This window comes from Amycolatopsis sp. PS_44_ISF1 (assembly GCF_032335455.1).
GTDB lineage: Bacteria > Actinomycetota > Actinomycetes > Mycobacteriales > Pseudonocardiaceae > Amycolatopsis.
The window spans coordinates 508,276-532,230 of sequence record NZ_JANUXO010000002.1; the positions used below are offsets into that span (position 1 = coordinate 508,276).

Below are 23,955 nucleotides of genomic sequence, written 5' to 3' on the forward strand. Positions count from 1 at the left end.
GCTCGGCGCGATGGCCGGTTGCTCGTCCGGGACCGCGACGACCGGGCCGGCGCCCGTGCCCGCCGCCGTCTCCCCGGCCGAGCTGGCCCAGGTGACCTTGCGCGTGGGCGATCAGAAGGGCGGGGTGAAGTCGTTGCTCACGGCCGCGAACCAGCTGGCCGGCGTGCCTTACCGGATCGCGTGGTCGACCTTCACCTCCGGCCCGCCGCTGCTGGAGGCGGCCTCGGCCGGCGCGATCGACATCGGCCGGGTGGGCAACACGCCGCCGATCTTCGCCGCCGCCGCGAAGGCCAGGATCTCCGTGGTCAGCGTGGCCAAGAGCGATGTGGAACGGGAGGCGGTGCTGGTCCCGCCGGACTCGCCGCTGCGCGAGGTCAAGGCGCTCAAGGGAAAGACCATCGCCGTGGCCAAGGGCAGCTCCGCGCACGGGCAGCTGCTGAACACGCTGAAGAACGCGGGGCTGACCACCAAGGACGTCAAGCTCTCGTTCCTGCAGCCTTCGGAGGCCTACGCGGCGTTCACCCAGCACCGGGTGGACGCCTGGGCGATCTGGGACCCCTACACCGCCCAGGCCCAGCTCGACGCGCACGCCCGCGTGCTCGCCGACGGCCGCGGCAGCTCCAACGGGCTGGCCTTCGAGACCGCGAGCACGGCGGCGCTGGCCGACCCCGGCCGGAACGCCGCGATCAAGGACTTCGTCACGCGGGTGGTCGAGGCCCAGCTCTGGTCCGGCCGCCACCACGACGAGTGGGCGAAGACCTGGGCCGCCGAGACCGGGCTGTCCCTCGCGGTCGCGCAGAAGGCGGTGGCCGCCGGCCGCGACCGGCCGGTGCCGCTGGACGAGTCGGTGATCGCGTCCGAGCAGCAGCTCGCCGACGCGTTCGCCGAAGACGGGACCCTGCCCGGAAAGGTAGACTTCGGCGCGTTCGCCGACCGCCGCTACGCCCTGGAGATCGAAGCCGCGAGGAGCAACGGATGAGCCTGAAGCTGCACTGGTTCCTGCCGACCGGCGGGGACGGCCGCACCATCGTGGAACGCTTCCACGCCGCCGGCTCCTCCGGCCCGGGGGCGCAGCGCCCGGCCGGTCTCGAGTACCTCGCGCAGGTCGCGAGGGCCGCCGAGCAGCAGGGGTTCGAGGGGGTGCTGACGCCGACCGGGACCTGGTGCGAGGACGCCTGGCTGACCACCGCCGCGCTGATCGGGGAGACCCGGAGGCTGAAGTTCCTGGTCGCGTTCCGGCCCGGGGTCATCTCGCCGACGCTGGCCGCGCAGATGGCCGGCACCTTCCAGCGGCTGTCCTCGGGACGGGTGCTGCTGAACATCGTCACCGGCGGCGACGCGGTGGAGCAGCGCCGGTTCGGCGACTGGCACGACCACGACGCCCGGTACGCGCGGACCGACGAGTTCCTGGCCATCGTGCGCGGGGTCTGGTCGGGCCGGCCGTTCGACTTCGCGGGGGAGCACCTGAAGGTCGAGGGCGCGACCACGCTGGCCGCGCCGGACCCGGTGCCGCCGATCTACTTCGGCGGCTCCTCCCCGGCCGCGCTGCCGGTCGCGGCCCGCCACGCCGACGTCTACCTGACCTGGGGCGAGCCGCCCGCTCAGGTGGCGGAGAAGATCGGCCGGGTCCGGGCCCTGGCCGAGGCGGCGGGCCGCACGGTCCGCTTCGGCGTGCGGCTGCACACCATCACCCGCGACACCTCGGCCGAAGCCTGGGCCGAGGCGCAGAAACTGCTGGACGCGCTGACCCCGGAGCAGGTGGCGAGGTCGCAGGCGGTGCTGGCGGCCAGCGAATCCGTCGGCCAGCAGCGCATGGTCGCCCTGCACGGCGGCCGCCTCGGCCCGGACGCCCGCGCCCTGGAGATCCACCCGGGCCTGTGGGCCGGGGTCGGCCTGGTCCGCGGCGGTGCGGGCACGGCCCTGGTCGGCAGTCACTCGGAGGTGGCCGACCTGATCGGGCAGTACCACGCGGCGGGCGTCTCGGAGTTCGTCCTCTCCGGGTATCCGCACCTGGAAGAGGCGTACTGGTTCGGCGAAGGCGTCCGCCCGGAACTGGCCCGGCGGGGTCTGCTGGCCGAGCCCCCGGGGACGGTGCTCGGGTCCACTGTGGAGCGTGCGGCGGCGGCGCTGTAGCGGTTCTGGTCCCTCCAGCGGGCTGGTGGCCGATCTCAGGTCCACTGTGGATGGCTGCGGCTCGGCTTTCGCTCAGCCCGAGCCGCAGCGCGGTGCTCTCGCGTTCCGGCAGTCCGGCCCTCGACACCGCGTTGCCGCTGCGGCGGGAGGGGGGCTCCTCAGTCAGCGATCGGACGCGTCCGCTTCCAGCACCAGCCGGACGCAGTGCGCGACCAAGCGCTCGCGGCTGACGTGCAGGGTGCCGTCGAGGCAGGCGATGAACACGTTGCTCAGCGCCCCGACCAGGCCGATCGCCACCAGCCGGCGGCCGGTCTCGTCACCGCGGGTGAGCTGCTCGCCGACCAGGGCGGTGAACACCGGCATCAGGTGCAGGCCACGGCGGGTCAGCGCCGGGTCGGTCAGCGGGGCGAGCAGCAGCACCCGGCCGCGGCGCGGATCGTCGAGGACCAGCTCCGCGAACGCCGTCACGGCGCGCTCGGCGCGGCTGCGGGCATCGGGTGCGCCGAGGACGGCGGCGGCGAGCACTTCACGGGCCTGCGCACCGACGTGCTCGTAGACGGCCGCGACCAGCTCTTCGCGGTCGGCGAAGCTCTCGTAGAAGTACCGCTCGGTGAGCTTCGCCTGCCGGCACACGGCGCGCACGCTCACCGCCGCGCTGCCCTCGGTCCCGAGCAGGTCGAGCCCGGCGGCGACCAGCCGCCCCCGCCGCGCCGCCCGGCGATCGTCCAGCGTCGTGCCCGCCCACGTACGGCCCGGCATGCGAACTCCTCTGTTGACCACGTGCGTTGTCACATCCTAGCCTGACCGCAGCCGCGGTCGGTCCTCCGGAGACAGAGGCGCCGCGGAGCCGCTGGTCCCGGACTCGCTGCCCTGGAGGCATTCCGGCGCCCGGCGCGCACCCCGGCCGCGACGGCGGTGGCCGCGCTGATCCTCGACCACTGGCGCGCACCCGTGAGTACGTCGAGATCGTGAGCCGGTGACGTTCGACGGGCCAGTTCTACCGGCTTCCGCTGCGGCGCGGGGCTGGATCGAGCCAGCGCTGGCGCTCTACACCGGCGGGATGGGCGCGAGGAGCGTCGCCTTCCACCACGAGGTGCCCGCCCGGCTCGGGTACGCCGGTGACCACGCTGCTCCTGCGCGGTGACGCCGGTTCGCCGGCGTGCGGTCCTGAGGTGCGGCGGGACGCAGCGGGGTCGGGGCGGTACGCGCCGTGCATCACGACGGTGGCACGATTTCCCCCGACCACTACCGGGGACCGGCGAAGATCGATGTCATGGCGTTCGTCGGACCGCCCTCGAGGAGGACCATTGGCGCCGCTGCCCCGTCGGACGAGGTTCCGCTACTCGCTCGGCTCGTTCGTCACCGGCGCGTTCGGCACGGTGCCGGGCCTGCTCCTCCTGCCGTACCTGACCGACACCATGGCGGTGCCCGCCGCGGTGGCCGGGGTCATCGTGTTCGTGCCCAAGGCCTGGGACGTGCTGTTCAACCCGGTGGCCGGGCGGCTCTCGGACGCGGACCTGGTCCGGACCGGCAGCCGGCGGCGGTTCCTGCTGCGCGGCGGCCTCGGCGTGGCGGTCCTGTTCGCCGTGCTGTTCGCCCACCCCGGCTTCGGCCGGCCGGCCCTGGACGCGACGTACGTGGTGGTCGCGTTCTTCCTGTGCGCCACCGCGTACGCGTTCTTCCAGGTGCCGTTCAACGCCTTGCCGGCGGAGCTGACCGACTCGGCCGAGGAGCGCACGAGGCTCACCAGCGTGCGGATCGGCGTGCTCGCCGTGGCCATCCTGGTCTCGGGCGGTGCGGCGCCGGCCATCACCGACGTGCTCGACGGGGTCGCGGGCTACCGCGTGATGGGCGTCGTGATGGCCGTGATCATCGTGGCCGCCACGATCGGCGTCTACACCGGCCTGAAGGGCGCGCCGGTCGGCTCGCTGCGGCCGAACGCGCTGAGCTTCCGGCAGCAGATGCGCGCCATCGCGCAGTGGCGCCCGTTCCGGTGGCTGATGGGCACCTACTTCATCCAGGCGCTCGGCATCGGCACGGTGCTGGCGGCGATCCCGTACTTCGCCCAGCACGTGCTGGGCGACCCGGGCTACCGCACGGCGCTGTTCGTCGGCTTCGTCGGCCCGGCGCTGGTGACCATGCCGCTGTGGCCGCGGCTGGGCCGGCGCCACGGCAAGCTCACCGGTTTCCGGATCGCGACCGCGGTGTTCACCGCCGGGCTGCTGGGCCTGGTCCTGGCCCGGGAGCTGCCGTTCGCGCTCACGCTGGTCTTCGTGGCGGCGGCCGGGGTGGGCTACGCCGGGATCTCGGTGTTCCCGCTGGCCATCCTGCCGGACCTGATCACCGCCGAGGAGGAGCGCACGGGGGAGACCCGCGCGGGCATCACGGCCGGGGTGTGGACGGCGTCGGAGACGCTCGGGCTGGCGCTGGGGCCCGGCCTGTTCGGGATCGTGCTGCAGCTCGGCGGTTACGTGTCCAGCACGGACGCCACGGCCGCGCAGCCCGGTTCGGCCGTCCTGGCGATCCTGCTCGGCTCCTCGGTGCTGCCGGCCGTGCTGATCGCGCTGGCCGGGCCGCTGCTGCGGCGCAAGGTGCTGGAGCCCGAGCCGGCCGGGCAGCCGTGACCGACGTGCTGGCCCGGCTGCGGGAGCTGCGCGCGGGCGACCTCCCGACCCACGGCGGGCGCACCCTGGCCTACGTCTACGACAGCGGTCTGTCCGAAGTGGACGAGATCGCCGCCGCGGCGCACGCGCTGGCCTCTTCGGCCAACGGGCTGGACCCGACCGCGTTCCCGAGCCTGCTGCGGATGGAGAACGACCTGGTCGCCACCGCGGCCGGACTGCTCGGCGGCGGCCCGGCCACGGCCGGCACGGTGACCTCCGGGGGCACCGAGTCCTGCCTGCTCGCGGTGCTCGCCGCGCGCGACGCCCACCCGGAGGTGAGCGCGCCGAGCCTGGTCCTGCCGGAGACCGCGCACGCGGCGTTCCACAAGGCGGCCCACCTGTTCGGCCTGCGCAAGGTGCTCGTGCCGGTCGATCCGGAGACCTTCCGCGCGGACCCGGCGGCCATGGCGGCGGCGATCGACGAGTCCACGGTGCTCGTGGTGGCCGGCGCGCCGTCCTACGCGCACGGGGTCCTCGACCCGGTGCCGGAGATCGCGGCCGCGGCCGCCGCGCGCGCGGTGCGGGTGCACGTGGACGCCTGCATCGGCGGCTGGGTGCTGCCGTACCTGGCGCGCCTGGGCGCCGAGGTGCCGCCGTTCGACTTCCGGGTGCCGGGGGTGACGAGCATTTCGGTGGACCTGCACAAGTACGCCTACTGCGCGAAGGGCGTCTCGGTGCTGCTGCACGCGAACGCGGAGCTGCGGCGGACGCACTACTTCGCCGGTGCGGACTGGCCGGGCTACACGATGCTGAACCCGACCCTGCAGAGCACCCGCTCCGGCGGCCCGCTCGCCGCGGCCTGGGCCGTGGTCGGCCACCTCGGCGATCAGGGCTACCTGCGCCTGGCCGAGGTCACCCGCGAGGCCGTCACCCGGATCCGTGCGGGCGTCGCCGGGATCGAGGGCCTGCGCATCCTCGGCGACCCGGACTCGACGCTGATCGCGTTCACCGCGGACGAACCGGGTTTCGACCTGTTCACCGTGGCCGACGAGATGAAGGCGCGCGGCTGGTACGTGCAGCCGCAGTTCGCCCACGGCTGCTCACCGCTGAACCTGCACCTGAGCGTGACCGCGGCCAGCCACGGCAGTGAGGCGGAGTTCGCCGCCGACCTGGCCGCCTCGGTCACCGCGGCCCGCGCCCGCGGACCGGTCACCGTGGACCCGGAGGTGGCGGCGTTCCTCGCCGCCATCGACCCGGAAACCCTGACCGCGGACCAGTTCGGCGGGCTGCTGGCCGCGGCCGGGCTGACCGCGGGCGCCGGGCTGCCGGAGCGGATGGCGCCGATCAACGCCGTGCTGGCCACGGCCGCCGAGCCGCTGCGGGAGCGGTTGCTGCTGGAGTTCCTGGGCGCGCTCTACACGCCGTGAGCGCCGGGGACCGGCCGGCCGGACCGGCGGGGACGGCCGGCGGCCCCGCCGGCCGCCGGCCGCCGCTCAGTGGACGTGGACCGGCTCCCACTCCGGGAACGGGTCGCCGGTCACCGGCTCGTCGGTCAGGCACTCGCCGAGCGCCGCCAGCAGCGCTTCGCCGGCCAGGTCGACGCCGATGAACACCAGCTCCTGCCGGTGCCCGTCGGCCACGCCCTGGGGTTCGAACCGGGCCACCGCGCCGGCCTGCGACCACAACCCGACCGTGCCCGGGCGGGAGGCGAGGGTGAAGAACCCCTTCGACCGCAGCACGAGCCCGAACTCGCCCCGCCCGGACGCGGACTCCCCGCGACCGGGCTCGGCCGGCCCGAGCCGTCCGGTCACGAAGTCCCACAGCCGCCACGGGTCGAACGCCCGCCCGGCGCGGAACACGACACTGGAAATGCCGTACTCCTCGGTCTCCGGCACGTGGTCGCCGTTCAGCTCGGCGACCCAGCCCGGTGCCTCCTGCGCGCGCTGCGCGTCGTAGCGCCCGGTGCCGAACACCCGGTCCAGCGGGACCCGGCCGAAGCTGGCGGTGACCACGTCGGCCGCCGGGTTCAGCCGGCGCAACGCGGCCACCAGCCGGTCGCGCTCGGCGGCCGGGACCAGGTCGGTCTTGTTCAGCAGCAGCACGTCCGCGAACTCGATCTGGTCCACCAGCAGGTCGCTGACGGTCCGCTCGTCCCCCTCGTACTGGTCGAGCCGGCGTTCGGCGAGCGAGTCGCCGGCGGCCAGCTCGCGGCCGAAGTTCACCGCGTCGACGACGGTGACCATCGTGTCCAGCCGGGCGCCGTCGAGCACCGGAGCGCCGTCTTCGCCGGTGAACGCGAAGGTCGCGGCCACGGGCATCGGCTCGGAGATCCCGCTCGATTCGATCAGCACGTGGTCGAACCGGTCGTGCGCGACCAGCCGGGCCAGCTCTTCGAGCAGGTCCTCGCGCAGGGTGCAGCAGATGCACCCGTTGGTCAGCTCCACGAGCCGCTCCTCGGTGCGGGACACGCCGTCGCGCACCAGGGCCGCGTCGATGTTCACCTCGCTCATGTCGTTCACGATCACCGCCACCCGCTGCCCTTCGCGGTTGGCCAGGATGTGGTTGAGCAGCGTGGTCTTCCCGGCGCCGAGGAATCCGGAAAGGACGGTGACCGGGACGCTCACCGCTCCAGCCGCTGGAAGTGCTTGATCAGCTTGCGCGGCAACAGCTTGCGCTCGCCGTCCACGGTGATCGGGACCAGGTCGGGCACGGCCGCCTTCCACTGGGCGCGCCGGGACCGGGTGGTGCTGCGGGACTTCCTGCGCTTCGGGACGGCCATCAGCGGGCACCGCCCGGGGTGCGCCTGCCGTAGCGGCGGTGGAACTTCTCGACCTGGCCCGCGGAGTCCATGATCCGCTGGTTGCCGGTCCAGAACGGGTGCGACCACGAGCTGATGTCGACGTTGACCAAGGGGTAGGTGCGCCCGTCGGTCCACTCGATCGTCTGCTGCGAGGTGGCGGTGGAGCGGGTGAGGAACGCGTCGCCGGTCGAGGTGTCCTTGAACACCACGGGGTGGTAGTCGGGGTGGATGCCGGGTTTCACGGGGTTTCGTCCTTCCGGTGGGCGGCGGACACGTGCCGGTCCGCTTCGGTTTCGTCTTCTTCGCACGGGTCTTCGTGCCATTCCCCGAACGGGTCGGGGTAGTCCTGCCAGGCCTCGTGGCCGGCGGCCAGCTCCTCGTCGGTCAGCAGCGCCCCGCGCAGGGCGGCCTCGATCTCGTCGGGCGTGGCCTGGTCGGTGATCACCACGAGCTCCTGCGCGCGGTCGCCGTGCACCGGGTCCCAGCGCAGGGACGCGAGCGTGCGGCGCTCGGGGGAGACCTCGGCCCAGTCCGGTCCGCCGGGGGAGGCGAGCCACGGCCCGGCGTGCCCGATGCCGAGGCCGCCGCCGGCCGATTCGATCCAGAACGCCACGTCCGGCTGGCTGGCCACCCAGGCCCGGCCGCGGGTGCGGACGACCCCGTCGAGCAGCACGTCGATCGCGTCGTGCAGGCGCTCGGGGTGGAACGGCCGCTGCGCGGTGAAGGTGAGCAGCTCGATGCCGCAGTCCGGGTGCAGCGGCGGTTGCCCGCGAAGCAGCGCGCCGTGCATGTCGCCCACCTCGCCGCGGCGCGCGTCCGCGGGGACGGCGGCGTAGAGCGCGGTGGCGTCGGTGCGGCCCAGTTCGATCCGCGGCACCGACGGGGCGACCCGGTCGAGCACCGCGGTCGACTTCGCCGCGCTCCACGCGTCCGCCGCCGCGCCCGCGAGCACCAGCACGTCGGCGAACTCGGCCTGGGCGAGGGCGACCTGCGCGACCGTGCGCTCGTCCTCCGGGCTGCCCTGCAGGGCGCGTTCGGCCAGCAGTTCGTCGCCGGTGGCGTCGGCCAGCCAGGTGGCGCATCCGAGCACGGTGAACACCGCCTCGATCTCGACGTCTTCACTCACCGGCCGGTCGCCGACCAGCACGTGCTGGATGGCCCAGCTCACCGGCTCGGGCTCCATGGCCTCGTCGAGCCGCACGACGATCCGGTTCACCTCCGGCATCCGGGCGAGCCGGCGCAGCAGGGGCAGCAGGTCTTCGCGCAGCGTGCAGTCGACGCAGCCGTGCGCGAGTTCGAGGGCGGTGAGCTCGTCACGCGGGCCGAGGCGGATCCGCCTGCGGACCACCCCGGCGCCGATCTGGCGCAGGTCGTGGTGGACCACGGCCACGCCGGGGCCGGCCCGGCGCAGCAGTTCGGACAGCTCGTCGTTCGGTTCCGGGGCGAGCCCGCTGACGAGGACGAGCGGGACGCGCGGGTGTTGGGTCACTGAAGCTCCAGTTGACGGGGCGGGGTACGGTGGCAGCGTAATTGAAAACGAATGTCACTACCAAATCGGGAGGGTCCGTGTCAGCCGTGTGCCAGGTCACCGGCCGCAAGCCGGGCTACGGCAAGCAGGTTTCGCACTCGCACCGCCGCACCTCGCGGCGCTGGGAGCCGAATCTGCAGACCCGCCGCTACTACGTGGCGAGCCTCGGCCGCGTGGTGCGGCTGAAGGTGTCGGCCAAGGGCATCAAGACGATCGACAAACGCGGCATCGACGCCGTAGTGGCCGAGCTGAAGGCGAAGGGGGTGAAGCTCTAGATGGCCAAGAGCACCGACATCCGGCCGATCATCAAGCTGCGGTCCACCGCCGGCACCGGATACACCTACGTGACCAAGAAGAACCGCCGCAACGACCCGGACCGGATGGTCCTGCGCAAGTACGACCCCGTGGCGCGCAAGCACGTCGAATTCAAGGAGGAGCGCTGATGGCGAAGAAGTCGAAGATCGCCAAGAACGAGCAGCGCAAGGTGATCGCCGCGCGCTACGTCGAACGCCGCCGGGTGCTCAAGGCGGTCATCGCCTCGCCCGCGTCCTCGCCGGAGGAGAAGGCGGACGCGGTGGTGGCGTTGCAGAAGATGCCGCGTGACGCCAGCGCCACCCGGGTGCGCAACCGCGACACCGCCGACGGGCGCCCGCGCGGCTACCTGCGCAAGTTCGGCCTGTCCCGCGTGCGCATGCGGCAGATGGCGCACAACGGCGAGCTGCCCGGCGTCTCGAAGTCCAGCTGGTGAGCCGCCTGCCGAGCCGCGAGCGCACCTTCCGGCGCAAGGCGAACCCGTTGCGCGCGGCCGAGATCACCGAGGTCGACTGGAAGGACGCGGACCTGCTGCGCAAGTTCATCTCCGACCGCGGGAAGATCCGCGCCCGCCGGGTCACCGGGCTGACGCCGAAGCAGCAGCGGCAGGTCGCCACGGCGATCAAGAACGCGCGGGAGATGGCGCTGCTGCCGTACCCGTCGTCGACGCGGAGCTGACCGGACGGCCCTCCCGTCCCGTTCGGGCCGGGAGGGCCGGCCGGCGGCCTGTGGGAAACTGGCGGGCATGACACCAGGGCCCCCGGACGAGGAACCCGACCCGCAGCTGCTCGACCTGTGGGCGCGGGTGTTCGAGATGGCCCGCTCGGGCGATGCCGGGAGCCTCGCCGCCTACGTCGACGCCGGGATCCCGGCCAACCTGACCAACGACCGCGGCGACACCCTGGTGATGCTGGCCGCCTACCACGGCCACGCCGAGGCGGTCACCGCGCTGGTCGACCGCGGGGCCGACCCGGGCCGGGTCAACGACCGCGGCCAGAGCCCCCTGGCCGGAGCGGTGTTCAAGAACGAGCCGGAAGTGGTGAAAGCCCTGCTCGAAGCGGGTGCCGACCCGAGGGCGGGCCACCCGTCGGCGATCGAGGCGGCCACCCTGTTCGGCAACGGCGAGCTGCTGGCCCTGCTCGAGGGCTGAGGGACGCGGCCAGGCAGACTTCCCGGCATGGACGACCCGCACTACCTCTCCGGACTCCAGCTCGCCGGCCGCCGCGTCGTGATGGTCGGCGGTGGCTCCGTCGCCCAGCGCCGGCTGCCGCGCCTCGTGCGCGCGGGTGCGCGCGTGGAACTGGTGTCGCCGGACACCACGCCGTCGGTGGGCGCGATGGCGGAGGCGGGCGAGATCGTCTGGCACGAGCGCCCGTACGCCGAAGGCGACCTCGCCGACGCCTGGTACGCCCTGGCCTGCACCGACGACCCGGAGGTCAACGCCGCGGTCTGCGCCGAGGCCGAGCGCTCGCGCGTGTTCTGCGTCCGCGCCGACGAGGGTGAGTCCGGCAGTGCCGTGACCCCGGCGTCCGGCCGCCACGGCGGGCTCCTGTTCGGGGTGCTCTCCGGCGGTGAGCCGCTGCGCTCGGCGGCGGTGCGCGACAGCGTGCTCGACGCCCTGCACGCCGGCACGGTCGCCGACGGCCGGGCCCCTCGCCCCGAAGACCCGGAGCTGCCCGGCGTCGCGCTGGTCGGCGGCGGCCCGGGCGACCCGGACCTGGTCACCGTCCGCGGGCGGCGGCTGCTCTCGCGCGCCGACGTGGTGGTCGTCGACCGTCTCGCACCCCGGGAACTGCTCGACGAGCTGGCCCCGGAGGTGGAGATCGTCGACGCGGCCAAGATCCCCTACGGCCGCGCGGCCAGCCAGGAGGTGATCAACCGCACCCTGGTCGAGCGGGCCCGGGCGGGCAAGTTCGTCGTCCGGCTCAAGGGCGGCGACCCCTACCTGTTCGGCCGCGGTTTCGAAGAGGTGCAGGCCTGCGCCGAGGCCGGGGTGCCGGTGACCATGGTCCCGGGCATCACCAGCGCGTTCGCGGTGCCCGCGGTCGCCGACGTGCCGGTCACCCACCGCGGGGTCGCGCACGAGGTCGTGGTCGTCTCCGGCCACGTCGCGCCGGGGGACGACCGCTCGCTGGTGGACTGGTCGCTGCTGGCCCGGATGCGCGGCACGATCGTGCTGATGATGGGCGTCGAGCGGCTGCCGCAGTTCGCCAAGGCGCTGCTGGAGGGCGGACGCCCGGCCGAAACCCCGGTGGCCATCGTCGAGGACGGCACCATGCGCACCCAGCGCGTGCTGCGGGCCCCCCTGTCCACGGTGGCCGAGGACGCGGCGGCGGCCGGGGTGCGCCCGCCCGCGGTGATCGTGATCGGGCCGGTAGCCGGGCTGGTCCGCTGAGCCGGTTCCGGGCCCCCGCGACCCGGGCGCTCACGAGGCCGCGTAGCGCTCCTCGGCGAACTCGCTGATCGCGGTGGTCAGCCGTTTCGGGTCGAAGCGCAGCTCCACCGGGCTGCGGGCCTGGACGAACCGCGCGTGCGGCATGTCCACGGCCAGGGTGTCCGCGTCGCCGAACGGGTGGATCGGGTCGCCCTCGTGCCCGATCACCAGCGCGGGCGTGGCGATCTGGCGCCGGAGGCCCTTCGGCGGCGCGATCCGGCCGAACAGCACGCCGTGCAGGAGCGCGGCCATCGACGCGGGCTCCTGCGTGAGCGTGTCGGTGACCACGTCCACCCACTGGCTGCCGTGCGGGACCAGGTTGGCCGCCAGCGCCACGCCGCGCACCGAGACCGGCAGGAAGCGGGCCGCGAACAGCAGCGGGGCGAAGGTCAGCAGCCCGGCGATGATCGCGTTGTCCAGCACCGGCATCTCCACCACCAGGCCGAGGGCGCGTCCCGGCCGGGAGACGGCGATCTCCAGCGCCACGTTCGCGCCCAGCGAGGTGCCGCCGATCACCGCGCGCTCGATCTCCAGGTGGTCCAGCAGCGCCACGGCCTGCTGGGCGAACGCGGGCATGGAGTACCGCCACGATTCGGTGGGCCGGTCGGAGTCGCCGTGGCCGAGCAGGTCGAGCGTGACCACGCGGAACCCGGACCCGGCCAGCCGCCGGGCCAGCGGCGCGTGCATCCGGCGGGTCAGCATGATCCCGTGCATCAGCACCACGACCCGGTCACCGGCGCCGAACTCGGTGTAGCACAGCCGCTGCCCTTCGTGGGTGAACGAGCCGGACAGCTCGATCGGCCGGGTGCGCCGGACCGGACGGGGCTCGGGCGCCAGTTCCTCGACCGCGCTCGCGTGGGCCGGACTCATGACCGCCACCTTCTTCCGCTCGCCTGGGCCGGGTGCGCCCGGCTCCAGCAAAGCATCTCCCGGCCGCGTTGGCACAGCGTCAACCGGATGGGTCAAGATGGCCCCATGAGCGCACCCGTGGACAGCCTGCCCGACCTCGTCTCCCTGGCCGTGGCCCTCGACGGCCACGTCGCCGAGGTCACCCTGCTCGGCCCGTCGAAGGGCAACGCCATGGGGCCCGACTTCTGGCGCGAGCTGCCGCTGGTCTTCGCCGCCCTCGACGCCGACCCGCGGGTCCGCGCGGTCGTGCTGACCGGCAGCGGAAAGCACTTCTCCTACGGCCTCGACCTGCCCGCCATGATGGGCGGCTGGGCGCCGCTGCTGGCCGGCGACGCGCTGGCCGGCCCGCGCACCGAGTTCCACACCGAGGTCACCCGGCTGCAGCGCGCGGTGAGCTCGATCGCCGAGTGCCGCAAGCCGGTCGTGGCCGCGGTGTCGGGCTGGTGCATCGGCGGCGGCGTGGACGTGGTCACCGCCGCGGACATCCGGCTGGCCAGCGCGGACGCGAAGTTCAGCGTGCGCGAGGTGAAGGTCGCGATCGTCGCCGACATCGGCAGCCTGCAGCGGCTCGCCCCGATCATCGGCGAAGGCCACGTGCGCGAGCTGGCGCTGACCGGCCGGGACGTCGACGCCGCCCGCGCCGAGAAGATCGGCCTGGTCAACGACGTGTACCCGGACCAGGAGACGCTGCTGGCCGAGGCGCGCGAGCTGGCCGCCCGGATCGCCGCCAACCCGCCGCTGGTCGTCCAGGGCACCAAGCAGGTGCTCTCGGCCAACACCGAGCGCCAGGTCGCCGAGGGCCTGCGCTACGTCGCGGCCTGGAACTCCGCCTTCCTGCCCAGCAAGGACCTGGCCGAGGCGGTGCAGGCGTTCCTGGAGCGGCGGGCGCCGGAGTTCAAGGGCGAGTAGAAACGGGGTCGACCCGCGAGCGAGAGGGAGTACGACGTGAGCGATGGGGCTGGAGCGAGCACCGGCGTCCCGGACCGCCCCGGTGCTTCGGAGCGGCACGAGGCGTTCCGCGCCGCGCGCGACTACCTGCTGGAGCACCGCGAGGACTACGACACCGCAGTGCGCGGGTTCGCCTGGCCCGAGCTGACCCGGTTCAACTGGGCGCTCGACTGGTTCGACGTGGTGGCCCGCGACCCGGCGAACGCGCAGCGCCACGCCCTGTGGATCGTCGAGGAGGACGGCACCGAGAACCGGTGGACCTACCCGGAGCTGGCGGCCCGCTCCGACCGGGTGGCGAACTGGCTGCGCCGGCTCGGCGTGGCGCGCGGCGACCGGCTGATCCTGATGCTGGGCAACCAGGGCGAGCTGTGGGAGACCATCCTCGCCGCGATCAAGCTGGGCGCGGTGCTCATCCCGGCCTCCACCCTGCTCGGACCGGACGACCTGGCCGACCGCGTCGACCGCGGCCGGGCCCGGCACGTGGTGGTCCGTTCGGCCGACGCGCCGAAGTTCGACGGCATCGAGGGCGGCTACACGCGGATCGCGGTCGGCGAGCCGGTGGCGGGCTGGCACTCCTACGCCACGGCCCAGGCCGAACCCGCGGAATTCACCCCGGACGGGGACACCGCGGCGGACGACCCGCTGCTGCTGTACTTCACCTCCGGCACCACGGCCAAGCCCAAGCTGGTGCAGCACACCCACGTCTCGTACCCGGTCGGGCACCTGTCCACCCTGTACTGGATCGGGCTGGAGCCGGGCGACGTGCACCTGAACATCTCTTCGCCCGGCTGGGCGAAGCACGCGTGGAGCAACGTGTTCGCCCCGTGGAACGCCGAGGCCACCGTGTTCCTGTACAACTACCAGCGGTTCGACGCGCCCGCCCTGATGGGGCAGATGGACCGCTGCGGCGTGACCAGCTTCTGCGCCCCGCCCACGGTCTGGCGGATGCTGATCCAGGCCGACCTGAGCCTGCTGCGCACGCCGCCGCGGAAGGTGGTCGGCGCGGGGGAGCCGCTGAACCCCGAGGTGATCGAGCAGGTCGAGCGGCACTGGGGCCGGACCGTCCGCGACGGCTTCGGCCAGACCGAGAGCAGCGTCCAGATCGCCAACACCCCGGGCCAGGAGGTGGTGCCCGGCTCGATGGGCCGCCCGCTGCCCGGGTTCGCGGTCGCGCTGGTCGACCCGGTCACCGGCGAGCGCGCGGCCGAGGGCGAGATCTGCCTGGACCTGGCGCACCGGCCGGTCGGGCTGATGGCGGGCTACGCCGGCGACGACGAGCGGACCTCGAGCGCCTTCGCCGGCGGCTACTACCACACCGGCGACGTCGGCTCGGTGGACGAACGCGGGTACATCACCTACGTCGGGCGCACCGACGACGTGTTCAAGGCCTCGGACTACCGGATCTCGCCGTTCGAGCTGGAGAGCGTGCTGCTGGAGCACGAGGCGGTGGCCGAGGCCGCCGTGGTGCCGGCCCCGGACCCGATCCGCCTCGCCGTGCCCAAGGCCTACGTGGTGCTCGCCGACGGCCACGAGCCGACGGCGGAAACCGCGAAGGCGGTTTTGGCGTACGCGCGCGAGCACCTGGCGCCGTACAAGCGGATCCGCCGGCTGGAGTTCGCGCACCTGCCGAAGACCATCTCCGGCAAGATCCGCCGGGTCGAACTGCGCGGCCGTGAGCACGCCGGCCCCCGGCCCGAGGGCGAGTTCCGCGAGGAGGACTTCCCGGACCTGAAGTCCTGACCCGGGGTCATTCGGCCGGCACCACCGAGGCGAACACGGTCTGCTCGCCCTTGCCGCAGGTGGTTCCGCCCTGGGCGGCGGGCGGGCCGGAGGTGCACAGCCAGCCTTCGACGGTGTCGTTCACCGCGTCGTCCGACCCCGAGCCCTGACGGCCGGCGATCCGCGCGTGGAACTCCCCGACCAGCCGCATCGCCTCGGCGCAGGGCACGCCGCCGGCCGCGCTGTCGAACACGTTGAGGGTGAGCCCGCTGGCGGCGGTCACCGTGCCGCAGGAACCGGGCGCCTTGGCCGGAGTCGGCGAAGCCGTCTTCTTCGGCGCGCTCGCGGACGGCTTCGAGGTGTCCGGCAGCGGCGGGGGAGCGGTGGTCGAGGCGGGCGCCGTGGACGAGACCGGGGCGGGCGCGGGCACGCGGGGTGGCGAGGCCCGCGGCGCGGGGTCACCCGAACAGGCGGCCAGCGCCGGCACGGCCAGGCAGGCGAGGAGCAACGGCCGCCACACGGGCTGCGACTGGGACACCGGCGGTCCTTTCGGCCAAGGGGGTCAGCCGGCCCATTCTGTCCCCCGCGAGTACGCGCGAGGCGCACCGACACCCGGCCCGGGCGGGCGAAGATACCGCCGACCGAGTGGCCCGGCCCCACCGGTCGCGGACCGCGGTGGTCCACTGTGGACGTTTAATCTCGTGTTCACACTGGGAAACATCGGGCCGTCATCCCGAATCGATCGGACGAATCCGGTCCGGGACGGTTAACAAGCGGGTCCCGGCGGCCGAAGAACAAGGTGGACGCCCAACGCGTTCGTCGTCCCCGACACCCGCCGTACGACCTCCTGAGAGCACCCCCTGAGAGCCATGACTACCTCAGCAGCCAGTGAGCCCGGCCCCCCGGCGCCGGTCGCCGCACCCCCAGCCACCCGCCCGTCCGCCCTCCCGGTCCAGCCGGTCCCGGCCACTCCGCCGACCACCCCGTGCAGCGTGGTGTGGTGCGAGGGCCGCCCGTACGTCCTCGAAGGCCGCCACGGCCGCGCCCGCTGGGTCGGCACCGACTACCGCGGCCGCCCCGAAGCCCTCAGCAGCGCCGAAGTCCAGCGCCGCGGCTGGACCCACAGCCGCCGCCGCGCGGGCTGAGGCCGCACCGACCCCGCGGCCGGGGCGCGGCGCTTCGAGCCTGCGCCCCGGCCGCGTGACCACGCCTGCGCCGCAGCCCTTCGGGCGGCTGCCCGCCGCCGCACGCCCGGTCGCGCGACCACGAGCGTCGCGTCGGCGCAGCGGCCGGGCGGAAATCCTCGCCTTGGCTTGAGCGCGAGGTGGGAAACGTCGCGTCGTCTCGGCGGCCGGGCGGGAACCGGGTGGCCTGGGCCGCTCGGCTGCGGCAGCTCGAACCCCGCCGACCCCTCCGGCCCGCCCCGCGCCCGCCGCCGCCCCGGCCCCGAGCGGACGCGCCCGGCCGTGTGACCACCGGTTCCCCCGGCCGCCCGTCCCTCTAGGCTGGGCGGGTGACGACGGTCCCCGAGCCCCAGACGGAGCCTTCCCTGCTGCGGCAGGCGTTCAACGTCCCCAACATGCTGTCGCTGCTGCGGCTGGCCGGGGTCCCGGTGTTCCTGTGGCTGCTGCTCGGGCCGAAGGAGGACGGCTGGGCGCTGGCGGTGCTCGTCCTGTCCGCGCTGACCGACTGGCTCGACGGCAAGCTCGCCCGCTGGCTCGACCAGATGTCGCGGCTCGGGCAGCTGCTCGACCCGGCCGCGGACCGGCTCTACATCCTGGCCACGCTGGTCGCGTTCCTGCTACGCGGGATCATCCCGTGGTGGGTGGTGGCGCCGCTGGTGCTGCGCGAGCTGGTGCTGGCCGGGTGCGTGCTGCTGCTGCGCCGCCGCGGCTTCGCCCCGCCCGAGGTCACCTACATCGGCAAGGGCGCGACCTTCGTGCTGATGTACGCCTTCCCGTTCCTGCTGCTCACCCAGGGCGGCTCGGACCTGGCCGCGGTGGCCCGGCCGATCGCCTACGCGTTCACCACCTGGGGCGGGGTGCTCTACCTCTGGTCCGGGGTGCTGTACGTGGTGCAGGTCGTGCGCGCGCTGCGGCCCCGGTGATGCGAGACTGCGGGGAGCAGACGGCACCAGGAAGGGGAGCGGCCTTGTCCACTCCGGAAGAACTCCGCTACACCGAAGAGCACGAGTGGGTCGCCACGCGCGAGGGCCCGGTGGTCCGCGTGGGCATCACCGAGTACGCCCAGGACCAGCTCGGCGACGTCGTGTTCGTGGACCTGCCCGAGGTCGGCCGCCAGGTCGGGACCGGCGACGGCTTCGGCGAGGTGGAGTCGACCAAGAGCGTCTCCGAGCTGTTCGCGCCGGTGGACGGCGAGATCGTCGCGGTCAACGACGCGGTCGCCGAGTCGCCCGAGCTGATCAACTCCGACCCCTACGGCGAGGGCTGGCTCGTGGAGATCCGGCTCGACGACCCGGCGGGGCTCGACGCCCTGCTCGAGGCCGAGGCCTACCAGGCGCTCATCGCCGGCTGAGGCGCTCCCGGCCTGGCCCGGCGCGTTCGCCGGCGCAAGGGGGAGCCGCGGGGCCCGGAGCCGATCAGGCACGGTACGTTGTCAGCCACACGTTCTTGGTCCATGGTTTTAAGTTGTGTAGAGGAGAGCTCAGGTGAGCACGAACGACGGGCCCGGCGTTCCCCCGGAGCAGTCTCCGGAGCGGACCTCTGTCTTCCGGGCCGATTTCCTGGCCGATGTCGAAGGCCACGAGCCCGCACCGGCGGCCGAGGCACCGGTCCAGGGCGTCGACGCCCTGCCCGCGGGTTCCGCCCTGCTGGTGGTGAAGCGCGGTCCCAACGCGGGTTCGCGCTTCCTGCTCGACCGGGACACCACCAGTGCCGGGCGGCACCCGGACAGCGACATCTTCCTCGACGACGTCACCGTCTCCCGCCGCCACGCCGAGTTCCGGCGTGAGGGCGGGGAGTTCGTGGTGATCGACGTCGGCAGCCTGAACGGCACCTACGTCAACCGCGAGCCGGTCGACCAGGCCGTGCTGGCCGGCGGCGACGAGGTGCAGATCGGCAAGTTCCGCCTGGTCTTCCTGACCGGCCCGGGTCACGGGGGCCAGGGAGCGCAGTGACGGCGGCCGGGCAGCCCGGTCGTTCGGAGGCCCGGCGCGACGGGTTGAGCATCGGGGCGGTGCTGGCGCACCTGCGCGGCGACTTCCCCGATGTCACCATCTCCAAGATCCGGTTCCTCGAAGCGGAAGGCCTGGTCCAGCCGGGCCGCACCGCCTCGGGCTACCGCCAGTTCGCCGCGGCGGACGTGGAGCGGCTCCGGTTCGTGCTGTCCGCGCAGCGGGACCACTACCTCCCGCTCAAGGTGATCAAGGAACAGCTGGACGCGGCGGACTCCGGGAGGGAGCCCGCCGCGCCCGCGTCGCGCCTGCCGCGCAAGCTGGTACCGCTCGACGCGCCAGCCGAGGAGCACGGTCTCCCGGGGCCGTCGGACTTCGAGATCGACCGCGAGGTCCGGCTGACCCAGGAGGAGCTGCTGGCCCAGGCCGGCATCGACGCCGCGACCCTGGCCGAACTGCGGCAGTACGGACTGGTCCGGCCCGGCGCCGCCGGCTTCTTCGACTCCGACTCGGTGCACGTCGCGCGCACCGTGAAGGCGATGACCGAATTCGGGATCGAGCCGAGGCACCTGCGGGCCTTCCGCACCTCGGCCGACCGCGAAGTCGGTCTGCTGGAGCAGATCGTGGCGCCCGTGTACCGCCACCGGGAGACCGGCGCGAAGGACCGGGCCGACGAAGTGGTCCGGGAGCTGGCGGCGCTGTCGGTGACGCTGCACACCCTGCTCGTCAAGGCGGGGATCCGGGACGTGACCGGGGGTTGAGCCGGCCGCCGGCGACGGGAAAACCCTTTCACGTCGAATGTCAATGACTGAATGTTCGCCTCCGCATGCCGTACCGTGAAGGAACGGTCTGCGGTGCCGCGAACCGAGAATGTCCGCCACGAGCGAGCACAGCGCCCGCAGGACGGGTAGCGTCGGATCCACCGGCGCGAGCACGTCGCCGGTGCTGTGGCCCGTGGGCACGAGAGGGAGGCGAAGCCCGATGAGCGAGATGCGCGTCGTCGGCGTGCGGGTGGAACTGCCCGCCAATCAGCCGATCTTGTTGCTGCGGGAGACCGAGGGCGAGCGGTACCTGCCGATCTGGATCGGCTCGGTCGAAGCCACCGCCATCGCCCTGGAGCAACAGGGGGTCCGCCCGGCCCGGCCGTTGACCCACGACCTGCTCAAGGAGGTCATCGGGGCGCTGGGCCGCGAGCTGGAGCAGGTGGTGATCACCGACCTGAAGGAAGGCACCTTCTTCGCCGAGCTCGTCTTCGACGGCGACGTCCGGGTCTCCGCCCGCCCGAGCGACTCGGTCGCGCTGGCGCTGCGGGCCGGCGTGCCCATCCACGCCGTGGACGCGGTGCTGGAGGAAGCCGGGCTGATCATCCCGGACGAGCAGGAGGACGAGGTCGAGAAGTTCCGCGAGTTCCTCGACTCCGTCTCCCCGGAGGACTTCCGCGGCGCCGACACCTGAGCCACCCGGCGGACGCGTCCGAGACCGGTGAGCGCCCGCCCCCTGCAGCAGCCCTGGGCCCGCGTCCATCGACGCGGGCCTAGTCGTTTCCCGGCCGCCGCCCCGGCGGGGCGGTCGCCCGCTCGAACAGGTCCGCCAGTTCACGGCCGTACCGGTCGAGGTCCATCGACGGGTCGGCCGCGTAGGCCGCGCCCGCCCCGTCGATGGACTGGGCGATGGACATCGCCATCACCTCCGGTGCGAACTCGCCGAACGCCCCCTCGGCCTGGCCCTGCTGCAACTGCCGCTGCACGGCGCCGACCCGCAGCCCGTCGAGCAGGGCCGGGGTCATCGCCCAGCCGTCGGCGTCGCTGCCGTTCGCCGCGAATTCGGCCAGCACCCGCACGCATTCGGGGTAGTCGCGCAGGAACGCGACCGAGGTTTCGATGTGGGCGCGCAGGTTGGCCGGCCGGTCGCCCGCGTTGAGCCCGGCGCTGCGCTGCCGCAGGAACATCGCCTTGGTCTCGGCGACCGTGCTGAGCACCGCCTGCATCAGCCCGGCCTTGCTGGTGAAGTGGTAGGAGATGATCCGGGTGCTGCTCAGTCCCGCGCGCTCCTTGATCCGGGCGAAGGTGGTCCGGGCGTAGCCGTGGGCGGCCATGGTCGCGATGGTCGCGCCGATGACCTGGGCCCGGGTCGTCGCCTCCGTGACGCTCAACCCCAGCTCGGCCTGCGTATCCAGGTTTACTCGCATGGATAAAAAGTAACACATCCGAGTAAAACCGGCCGGGACCTACCGACGAACGGACCAAAGGCTCAAGACGGGCTCGAGGTGCGCCGCGCGTCGCGTTGACCGCCCCGCGGTGCGGGCTTACCGTCGAAGACGGTAAATCGCCATGATGTGATTCGCTGACTGGGACGCGATCGTGGCGGTGCTCCCCGGCCGTACCCACTCCTGGGCTCGACCGGCTGTCGTTGCCCGGTCGTCAGACCGGGCGAGGGGAGGCTTGCGTGGTCGAGGCTGGTAGTCCGGAGAGGCCGCCTGTTCGTGCCGCCGACGGCGAGCAGGGCGAGCTGTTCCCCGACGCCTCGTTGCCGGACGAACTGGTCGGCTACCGCGGTCCGGCCGCGTGCCAGATCGCCGGGATCACCTACCGGCAGCTCGACTACTGGGCGCGGACGAAACTGGTGGCCCCGAGCATCCGGACCGCGCACGGTTCGGGCTCGCAGCGGCTCTACTCGTTCAAGGACATCCTGGTGCTCAAGGTGGTCAAGCGCCTGCTGGACACCGGGGTCTCGCTGCAGAACATCCGGGTCGCGGTGGAGCACCTGCGGGTCCGGGGCGTCCGCGACCTCGCGCGGGTGACCCTGTTCTCCGACGGCACCACGGTGTACGAGTGCACCTCGCCGGAGGAGATCGTCGACCTGCTGCAGGGCGGCCAGGGCGTGTTCGGCATCGCGGTCAGCGGGGCCATGCAGGAGATCAGCGGCACGATCCACGAGTTCCAGGCCGAACGCGCCGACGGCGGCGTCGTCGAATCGCTCGAACCGGACGAGCTCACCCAGCGCCGCAACGCCCGCCGGACCGGCTGACCCTCGCCGACGGGCCCGGGGTAAGCTGAGCCCGCGGTCGACGAACCCGCGCGGGAGAGACCGAGCCGGCATCCACGAGCTCGGCGCCGAAGGAGCAAATCCTCCCCGGAACCTCTCAGGCACCCCGGACCGCGCGGGCCAGACGCCTCTGGAAAGCGGATCGGCTGGTGACCACCGGCCGATCCCGCCGACGGTGCAAGCCCGGCTCACCACGCGGGTGAAACTCTCAGGCGCCCCTCGGGGCAGGAGACAGAGTGGGGAGGGCTTCCGGCTCGAGCCGTTCGGCTCGCCGGATTCCCGTTGCGGCACCCGGTTTCGCAAGCCCGGCTCGGGTCGCTCGCGGGTGGTTCGGACCTCTTGACGGGTGCCACTGGAAGCGGGCCAGGTCGTGGTGGGCGTCCGGGGCGGCGGGCAGGCTGAAGGACAACCCCGCGAACTGCGCCTGGGCCCCGGCGATGAAACCGTCGATCCCTTCGTGGCCATGGACCGCGCCCAGCGGATCGGTGTAGGTGGCCTCCGGGGTGAACATCTCGGCGATCAGCGCCGAACGGCGCTCGTCCCGGGTCTCGTTCCACACGGCGATTTACCGCTCGGCGGTGGTGTGCGCATCGAACACTGTGCGGCTCCTGTTCTGCTTGGCGGACAACGGGTTCGCTGTCCTCGCTGAGCGCCACGGTGCCCCGTCCGCGGGCCATAGTGTGCTGGGGTGACGTAATTCGGTGCGAGCGCCCACCCGCAGCACGACCGGCGTGCTGCTGCGGGAGCGCAATCAGTTCCTGCTCGCCGCCGGGTACGCGCCCGCTTACGGAGAAAGCGAACTGGCCGGGCCGGAGCTGAAGGCCGTGCGCGACGCGGTCCGGCTGCTGCTGGCCGGGCACGAGCCGTACCCGGCCGCCGTCGTGGACCCGGCTTGGAACCTGGTCGAGGCCAACACCAGCCTGCAGCTACTGGTCGACGGAGTCGCGCCGGAGCTGCTCGCGCCGCCGTTGAACGTGCTGCGCGTCACTCTGCACCCGGACGGGATGGCGCCGAGCGTGCTGAACCTGGGGGAGTGGCGCGCCCACCTGCTCGGCCAGCCGCGCCGCCAGGCCGAGGCGACCGCCGACCCCGGGCTCGCCGGGCTGCTGGCCGAGCTGGTCGGCTACCCGTGCGACCAGCCGGGGCCGGAGGTCGAGCGGCCCGGATCCGGTGCCGTCTTCGTCCCGCTGGGCTACCTCCACCGCGGCACGGAACTAACCTTCTTCACCACGGTCGCGACCTTCGGCACCCGTCCAGAGCTGGCGGGCACTGGGCGAGTTGCAGCGCGAGGGGCGGGTGCACGCGATCGGCGTGTCCAACTTCGGGGTGGCGCACCTGCGCCGGCTGATCGAGGAGACCGAGGGTCAACCAGGTGGAGCTCCACCCGTGGCTGCAGCAGGCGCAGCTGCGCGCCTTCCACGCCGAGCACGGGATAGCGACCGAGGCCTGGGCCCCGCTGGCCCGCGGCCGGCACCTCGGGGAGCCCGCGATCCCCAAGTCGGCCACGCCCGCCCGCATCGGGGAGAACTTCGCCGTCTTCGACTTCGAGCGGGCCGACGACGATCTGGCGGCACTGTCCGAATGGGACAACGGCACCCGCACGGGGCCGGACCCGGACACGGTGGGCTGAGCCGGGGCCGGCCTCAGTACGGCCGGATGCCCGCGGCCGCGAAATCGGCCTGCTGGGCCGGTTCCTTGAGGTAGGCCCGGAAGCTCTGCGTGCCGCGCTGCTGGGTGTCGTCGATGGATGCGCCCGCGAGCCCGATGAACGGGTAGTCGGCGGGCGGGAACGAGGCCACGCTCATCGACGGCGAGCCGATCAGGTCCGGCTTGGCCGCCGAAAGCTGCCGGGACCAGGACGAGGACTCCGGGATCCAGCCGTCGGGCAGGCCGCCGATGGAGTCCATCGCGGTCTGGCCGGTGAGCGCGCCGAGCACCTCGCCCGAGTCCTTGACCTCGACCTCGACCCGGACGCAGCTGCCGTGCACCACGGTGAGGTCGGAGTTCCAGCGGGCCGCGGCGGTCTGCACCGGCTTGGCGATCTGCGGGGTGACCAGCACCCGGATCTGCGACCGGCCGCCGGTGCAGCTCGCGGCCTGGGCCTCGGCGCGGTTGTTCAGCACGCTGTCGGCCCAGTTCCAGCCGAACACGCCGAGTGCGATCAGGACCAGCAGGCCCGCCGCGACGATCGGCCAGCCCGCGATGCGGCGGCGCGGGGCCTGCCGGGCGACGACCCGGTGCGAGCCGGTCGTCTCGCCGCGGCCGGCCTGGGGCTTCGGGGGGTCGAGAGGGTGCGGCACCGGCTCTTCGGCCAGGCTGTGTCGCCCCATCGTGATCCTTTCGGTATCTGCGCACACGCAGAGCTATGCAGTCACAGTTTCATCACTCTAA

The 23,955-nt window shown here is 73.2% G+C and carries 32 protein-coding genes and 1 riboswitch; of the genes, 22 read left to right on the plus strand and 10 right to left on the minus strand.

Features of this window, described 5'->3' with window-relative positions; genetic code table 11:
- The first annotated feature begins 10 nt into the window (after nucleotides 1–10).
- Both NYF13_RS17030 and NYF13_RS17035 read left to right on the plus strand, forming a co-directional pair.
- Nucleotides 11–979 carry an ABC transporter substrate-binding protein gene (locus NYF13_RS17030; protein WP_315660342.1) on the plus strand — a complete coding sequence of 323 codons (969 nt, stop codon included), beginning with the start codon at nucleotides 11–13 and terminating at the stop codon, nucleotides 977–979.
- Nucleotides 976–2,133 (plus strand): LLM class flavin-dependent oxidoreductase, encoded by a 1,158-nt coding sequence (locus tag NYF13_RS17035; protein WP_315657991.1) that lies wholly within the window; start codon nucleotides 976–978, stop codon nucleotides 2,131–2,133. Before NYF13_RS17030 ends, NYF13_RS17035 begins: the two co-directional genes overlap by 4 nt.
- 162 nt (nucleotides 2,134–2,295) lie before the next feature.
- On the opposite strand, the gene NYF13_RS17040 is transcribed toward NYF13_RS17035, so the two are convergent.
- Nucleotides 2,296–2,892: a TetR/AcrR family transcriptional regulator gene (locus tag NYF13_RS17040; protein WP_315657992.1), complete on the minus strand. Its 597-nt coding sequence runs from the start codon at nucleotides 2,890–2,892 to the stop codon at nucleotides 2,296–2,298.
- Nucleotides 2,893–3,109: 217 nt separating this feature from the next.
- Between NYF13_RS17040 and NYF13_RS17045 the strand changes: the two genes are divergently transcribed.
- From NYF13_RS17045 to NYF13_RS17055, 3 genes are all read left to right on the plus strand, one after another.
- On the plus strand, nucleotides 3,110–3,277 hold the full coding sequence (locus NYF13_RS17045; RefSeq protein ID WP_315660444.1) for a hypothetical protein: 168 nt from the start codon (nucleotides 3,110–3,112) through the stop codon (nucleotides 3,275–3,277).
- A gap of 163 nt (nucleotides 3,278–3,440) precedes the next feature.
- On the plus strand, nucleotides 3,441–4,757 hold the full coding sequence (locus NYF13_RS17050) for an MFS transporter (RefSeq protein ID WP_315657993.1): 1,317 nt from the start codon (nucleotides 3,441–3,443) through the stop codon (nucleotides 4,755–4,757).
- A complete protein-coding gene (locus NYF13_RS17055) occupies nucleotides 4,754–6,163 on the plus strand; it encodes an aminotransferase class V-fold PLP-dependent enzyme (RefSeq protein WP_315657994.1) in 1,410 nt (469 codons plus the stop codon). The genes NYF13_RS17050 and NYF13_RS17055 overlap by 4 nt, the downstream gene beginning before the upstream one ends.
- Before the next feature lie 66 nt (nucleotides 6,164–6,229).
- Here NYF13_RS17055 and NYF13_RS17060 read toward each other — a convergent pair whose 3' ends face one another.
- From NYF13_RS17060 to mrf, 4 genes are read right to left on the minus strand one after another with little or no spacing between them, the layout of a single operon-like run.
- Complete coding sequence (locus tag NYF13_RS17060; protein ID WP_315657995.1) at nucleotides 6,230–7,360, minus strand: GTP-binding protein; 1,131 nt, start codon at nucleotides 7,358–7,360, stop codon at nucleotides 6,230–6,232.
- Entirely contained in the window at nucleotides 7,357–7,515 is a 159-nt protein-coding gene (gene rpmF, locus NYF13_RS17065) for a 50S ribosomal protein L32 (RefSeq protein ID WP_315657997.1), read from the minus strand. Before rpmF ends, NYF13_RS17060 begins: the two co-directional genes overlap by 4 nt.
- Complete coding sequence (locus NYF13_RS17070) at nucleotides 7,515–7,778, minus strand: type B 50S ribosomal protein L31 (RefSeq protein WP_315657999.1); 264 nt, start codon at nucleotides 7,776–7,778, stop codon at nucleotides 7,515–7,517. Before NYF13_RS17070 ends, rpmF begins: the two co-directional genes overlap by 1 nt.
- Nucleotides 7,775–9,025: a ribosome hibernation factor-recruiting GTPase MRF gene (mrf, locus tag NYF13_RS17075; RefSeq protein ID WP_315658001.1), complete on the minus strand. Its 1,251-nt coding sequence runs from the start codon at nucleotides 9,023–9,025 to the stop codon at nucleotides 7,775–7,777. The genes NYF13_RS17070 and mrf overlap by 4 nt, the downstream gene beginning before the upstream one ends.
- Nucleotides 9,026–9,102: 77 nt before the next feature.
- Here mrf and rpmB point away from each other — a divergent pair, with 77 nt between their 5' ends.
- The 6 genes from rpmB (at nucleotide 9,103) to cobA (ending at nucleotide 11,771) form a co-directional block, all read left to right on the plus strand.
- Nucleotides 9,103–9,339, plus strand: coding sequence for a 50S ribosomal protein L28 (gene rpmB, locus NYF13_RS17080; RefSeq protein ID WP_315658002.1), 237 nt, complete (start codon nucleotides 9,103–9,105; stop codon nucleotides 9,337–9,339).
- Complete coding sequence (gene rpmG, locus NYF13_RS17085; protein ID WP_005149953.1) at nucleotides 9,340–9,507, plus strand: 50S ribosomal protein L33; 168 nt, start codon at nucleotides 9,340–9,342, stop codon at nucleotides 9,505–9,507.
- On the plus strand, nucleotides 9,507–9,812 hold the full coding sequence (gene rpsN / locus NYF13_RS17090; RefSeq protein WP_315658011.1) for a 30S ribosomal protein S14: 306 nt from the start codon (nucleotides 9,507–9,509) through the stop codon (nucleotides 9,810–9,812). The genes rpmG and rpsN overlap by 1 nt, the downstream gene beginning before the upstream one ends.
- A 5-nt stretch (nucleotides 9,813–9,817) precedes the next feature.
- Entirely contained in the window at nucleotides 9,818–10,054 is a 237-nt protein-coding gene (gene rpsR, locus NYF13_RS17095; RefSeq protein WP_396287687.1) for a 30S ribosomal protein S18, read from the plus strand.
- A gap of 67 nt (nucleotides 10,055–10,121) precedes the next feature.
- Complete coding sequence (locus NYF13_RS17100) at nucleotides 10,122–10,526, plus strand: ankyrin repeat domain-containing protein (RefSeq protein WP_315658013.1); 405 nt, start codon at nucleotides 10,122–10,124, stop codon at nucleotides 10,524–10,526.
- 27 nt (nucleotides 10,527–10,553) lie between these two features.
- Nucleotides 10,554–11,771: a uroporphyrinogen-III C-methyltransferase gene (cobA, locus tag NYF13_RS17105; protein ID WP_315658014.1), complete on the plus strand. Its 1,218-nt coding sequence runs from the start codon at nucleotides 10,554–10,556 to the stop codon at nucleotides 11,769–11,771.
- 30 nt (nucleotides 11,772–11,801) lie between these two features.
- Here the strand turns inward: cobA and NYF13_RS17110 are convergent, their stop codons facing one another.
- Entirely contained in the window at nucleotides 11,802–12,680 is an 879-nt protein-coding gene (locus NYF13_RS17110) for an alpha/beta hydrolase (protein ID WP_315658016.1), read from the minus strand.
- Between the two features lie 105 nt (nucleotides 12,681–12,785).
- Here NYF13_RS17110 and NYF13_RS17115 point away from each other — a divergent pair, with 105 nt between their 5' ends.
- Nucleotides 12,786–13,628 carry a crotonase/enoyl-CoA hydratase family protein gene (locus NYF13_RS17115; RefSeq protein ID WP_315658018.1) on the plus strand — a complete coding sequence of 281 codons (843 nt, stop codon included), beginning with the start codon at nucleotides 12,786–12,788 and terminating at the stop codon, nucleotides 13,626–13,628.
- Nucleotides 13,629–13,664: 36 nt separating this feature from the next.
- Nucleotides 13,665–15,407 (plus strand): AMP-binding protein, encoded by a 1,743-nt coding sequence (locus NYF13_RS17120; protein ID WP_315658020.1) that lies wholly within the window; start codon nucleotides 13,665–13,667, stop codon nucleotides 15,405–15,407.
- A gap of 7 nt (nucleotides 15,408–15,414) precedes the next feature.
- On the opposite strand, the gene NYF13_RS17125 is transcribed toward NYF13_RS17120, so the two are convergent.
- Nucleotides 15,415–15,924: a hypothetical protein gene (locus NYF13_RS17125; protein WP_315658022.1), complete on the minus strand. Its 510-nt coding sequence runs from the start codon at nucleotides 15,922–15,924 to the stop codon at nucleotides 15,415–15,417.
- Nucleotides 15,925–16,255: 331 nt separating this feature from the next.
- On the opposite strand from NYF13_RS17125, the gene NYF13_RS17130 reads away from it, so the two are divergent.
- The 6 genes from NYF13_RS17130 (at nucleotide 16,256) to NYF13_RS17155 (ending at nucleotide 19,974) form a co-directional block, all read left to right on the plus strand.
- On the plus strand, nucleotides 16,256–16,531 hold the full coding sequence (locus tag NYF13_RS17130) for a hypothetical protein (RefSeq protein ID WP_315660445.1): 276 nt from the start codon (nucleotides 16,256–16,258) through the stop codon (nucleotides 16,529–16,531).
- Nucleotides 16,532–16,899: 368 nt separating this feature from the next.
- Nucleotides 16,900–17,493 (plus strand): CDP-alcohol phosphatidyltransferase family protein, encoded by a 594-nt coding sequence (locus NYF13_RS17135; protein WP_315658023.1) that lies wholly within the window; start codon nucleotides 16,900–16,902, stop codon nucleotides 17,491–17,493.
- A gap of 44 nt (nucleotides 17,494–17,537) precedes the next feature.
- Nucleotides 17,538–17,921: a glycine cleavage system protein GcvH gene (gcvH, locus tag NYF13_RS17140; protein WP_315658024.1), complete on the plus strand. Its 384-nt coding sequence runs from the start codon at nucleotides 17,538–17,540 to the stop codon at nucleotides 17,919–17,921.
- A 133-nt stretch (nucleotides 17,922–18,054) separates the two neighbouring features.
- Nucleotides 18,055–18,522 carry a glycogen accumulation regulator GarA gene (garA, locus tag NYF13_RS17145; RefSeq protein WP_315658026.1) on the plus strand — a complete coding sequence of 156 codons (468 nt, stop codon included), beginning with the start codon at nucleotides 18,055–18,057 and terminating at the stop codon, nucleotides 18,520–18,522.
- Nucleotides 18,519–19,280 (plus strand): MerR family transcriptional regulator, encoded by a 762-nt coding sequence (locus NYF13_RS17150; protein ID WP_315658027.1) that lies wholly within the window; start codon nucleotides 18,519–18,521, stop codon nucleotides 19,278–19,280. Before garA ends, NYF13_RS17150 begins: the two co-directional genes overlap by 4 nt.
- Before the next feature lie 220 nt (nucleotides 19,281–19,500).
- Nucleotides 19,501–19,974, plus strand: a complete 474-nt coding sequence (locus NYF13_RS17155) for a bifunctional nuclease family protein (protein ID WP_315658028.1) — start codon at nucleotides 19,501–19,503, stop codon at nucleotides 19,972–19,974.
- A gap of 79 nt (nucleotides 19,975–20,053) precedes the next feature.
- On the opposite strand, the gene NYF13_RS17160 is transcribed toward NYF13_RS17155, so the two are convergent.
- Nucleotides 20,054–20,707: a TetR/AcrR family transcriptional regulator gene (locus NYF13_RS17160; protein WP_315658029.1), complete on the minus strand. Its 654-nt coding sequence runs from the start codon at nucleotides 20,705–20,707 to the stop codon at nucleotides 20,054–20,056.
- A gap of 257 nt (nucleotides 20,708–20,964) precedes the next feature.
- Here NYF13_RS17160 and NYF13_RS17165 point away from each other — a divergent pair, with 257 nt between their 5' ends.
- Nucleotides 20,965–21,546, plus strand: a complete 582-nt coding sequence (locus NYF13_RS17165; protein WP_315658031.1) for a MerR family transcriptional regulator — start codon at nucleotides 20,965–20,967, stop codon at nucleotides 21,544–21,546.
- A 41-nt stretch (nucleotides 21,547–21,587) separates the two neighbouring features.
- Nucleotides 21,588–21,688, plus strand: a riboswitch (glycine riboswitch).
- A gap of 84 nt (nucleotides 21,689–21,772) precedes the next feature.
- Here NYF13_RS17165 and NYF13_RS17170 read toward each other — a convergent pair.
- Complete coding sequence (locus tag NYF13_RS17170) at nucleotides 21,773–22,129, minus strand: nuclear transport factor 2 family protein (RefSeq protein WP_315660343.1); 357 nt, start codon at nucleotides 22,127–22,129, stop codon at nucleotides 21,773–21,775.
- A 136-nt stretch (nucleotides 22,130–22,265) separates the two neighbouring features.
- On the opposite strand from NYF13_RS17170, the gene NYF13_RS17175 reads away from it, so the two are divergent.
- Together NYF13_RS17175 and NYF13_RS17180 are read left to right on the plus strand one after the other, a co-directional pair.
- Nucleotides 22,266–23,000, plus strand: coding sequence for a hypothetical protein (locus tag NYF13_RS17175; protein WP_315658032.1), 735 nt, complete (start codon nucleotides 22,266–22,268; stop codon nucleotides 22,998–23,000).
- The gene (locus NYF13_RS17180) at nucleotides 22,937–23,194 is read left to right on the plus strand and encodes a hypothetical protein (RefSeq protein ID WP_315658033.1); all 258 of its coding nucleotides are present in this window, start codon (nucleotides 22,937–22,939) and stop codon (nucleotides 23,192–23,194) included. Before NYF13_RS17175 ends, NYF13_RS17180 begins: the two co-directional genes overlap by 64 nt.
- Nucleotides 23,195–23,207: 13 nt before the next feature.
- Here NYF13_RS17180 and NYF13_RS17185 read toward each other — a convergent pair whose 3' ends face one another.
- The gene (locus tag NYF13_RS17185) at nucleotides 23,208–23,894 is read right to left on the minus strand and encodes a substrate-binding domain-containing protein (protein ID WP_315658034.1); all 687 of its coding nucleotides are present in this window, start codon (nucleotides 23,892–23,894) and stop codon (nucleotides 23,208–23,210) included.
- Nucleotides 23,895–23,955: the final 61 nt, after the last annotated feature.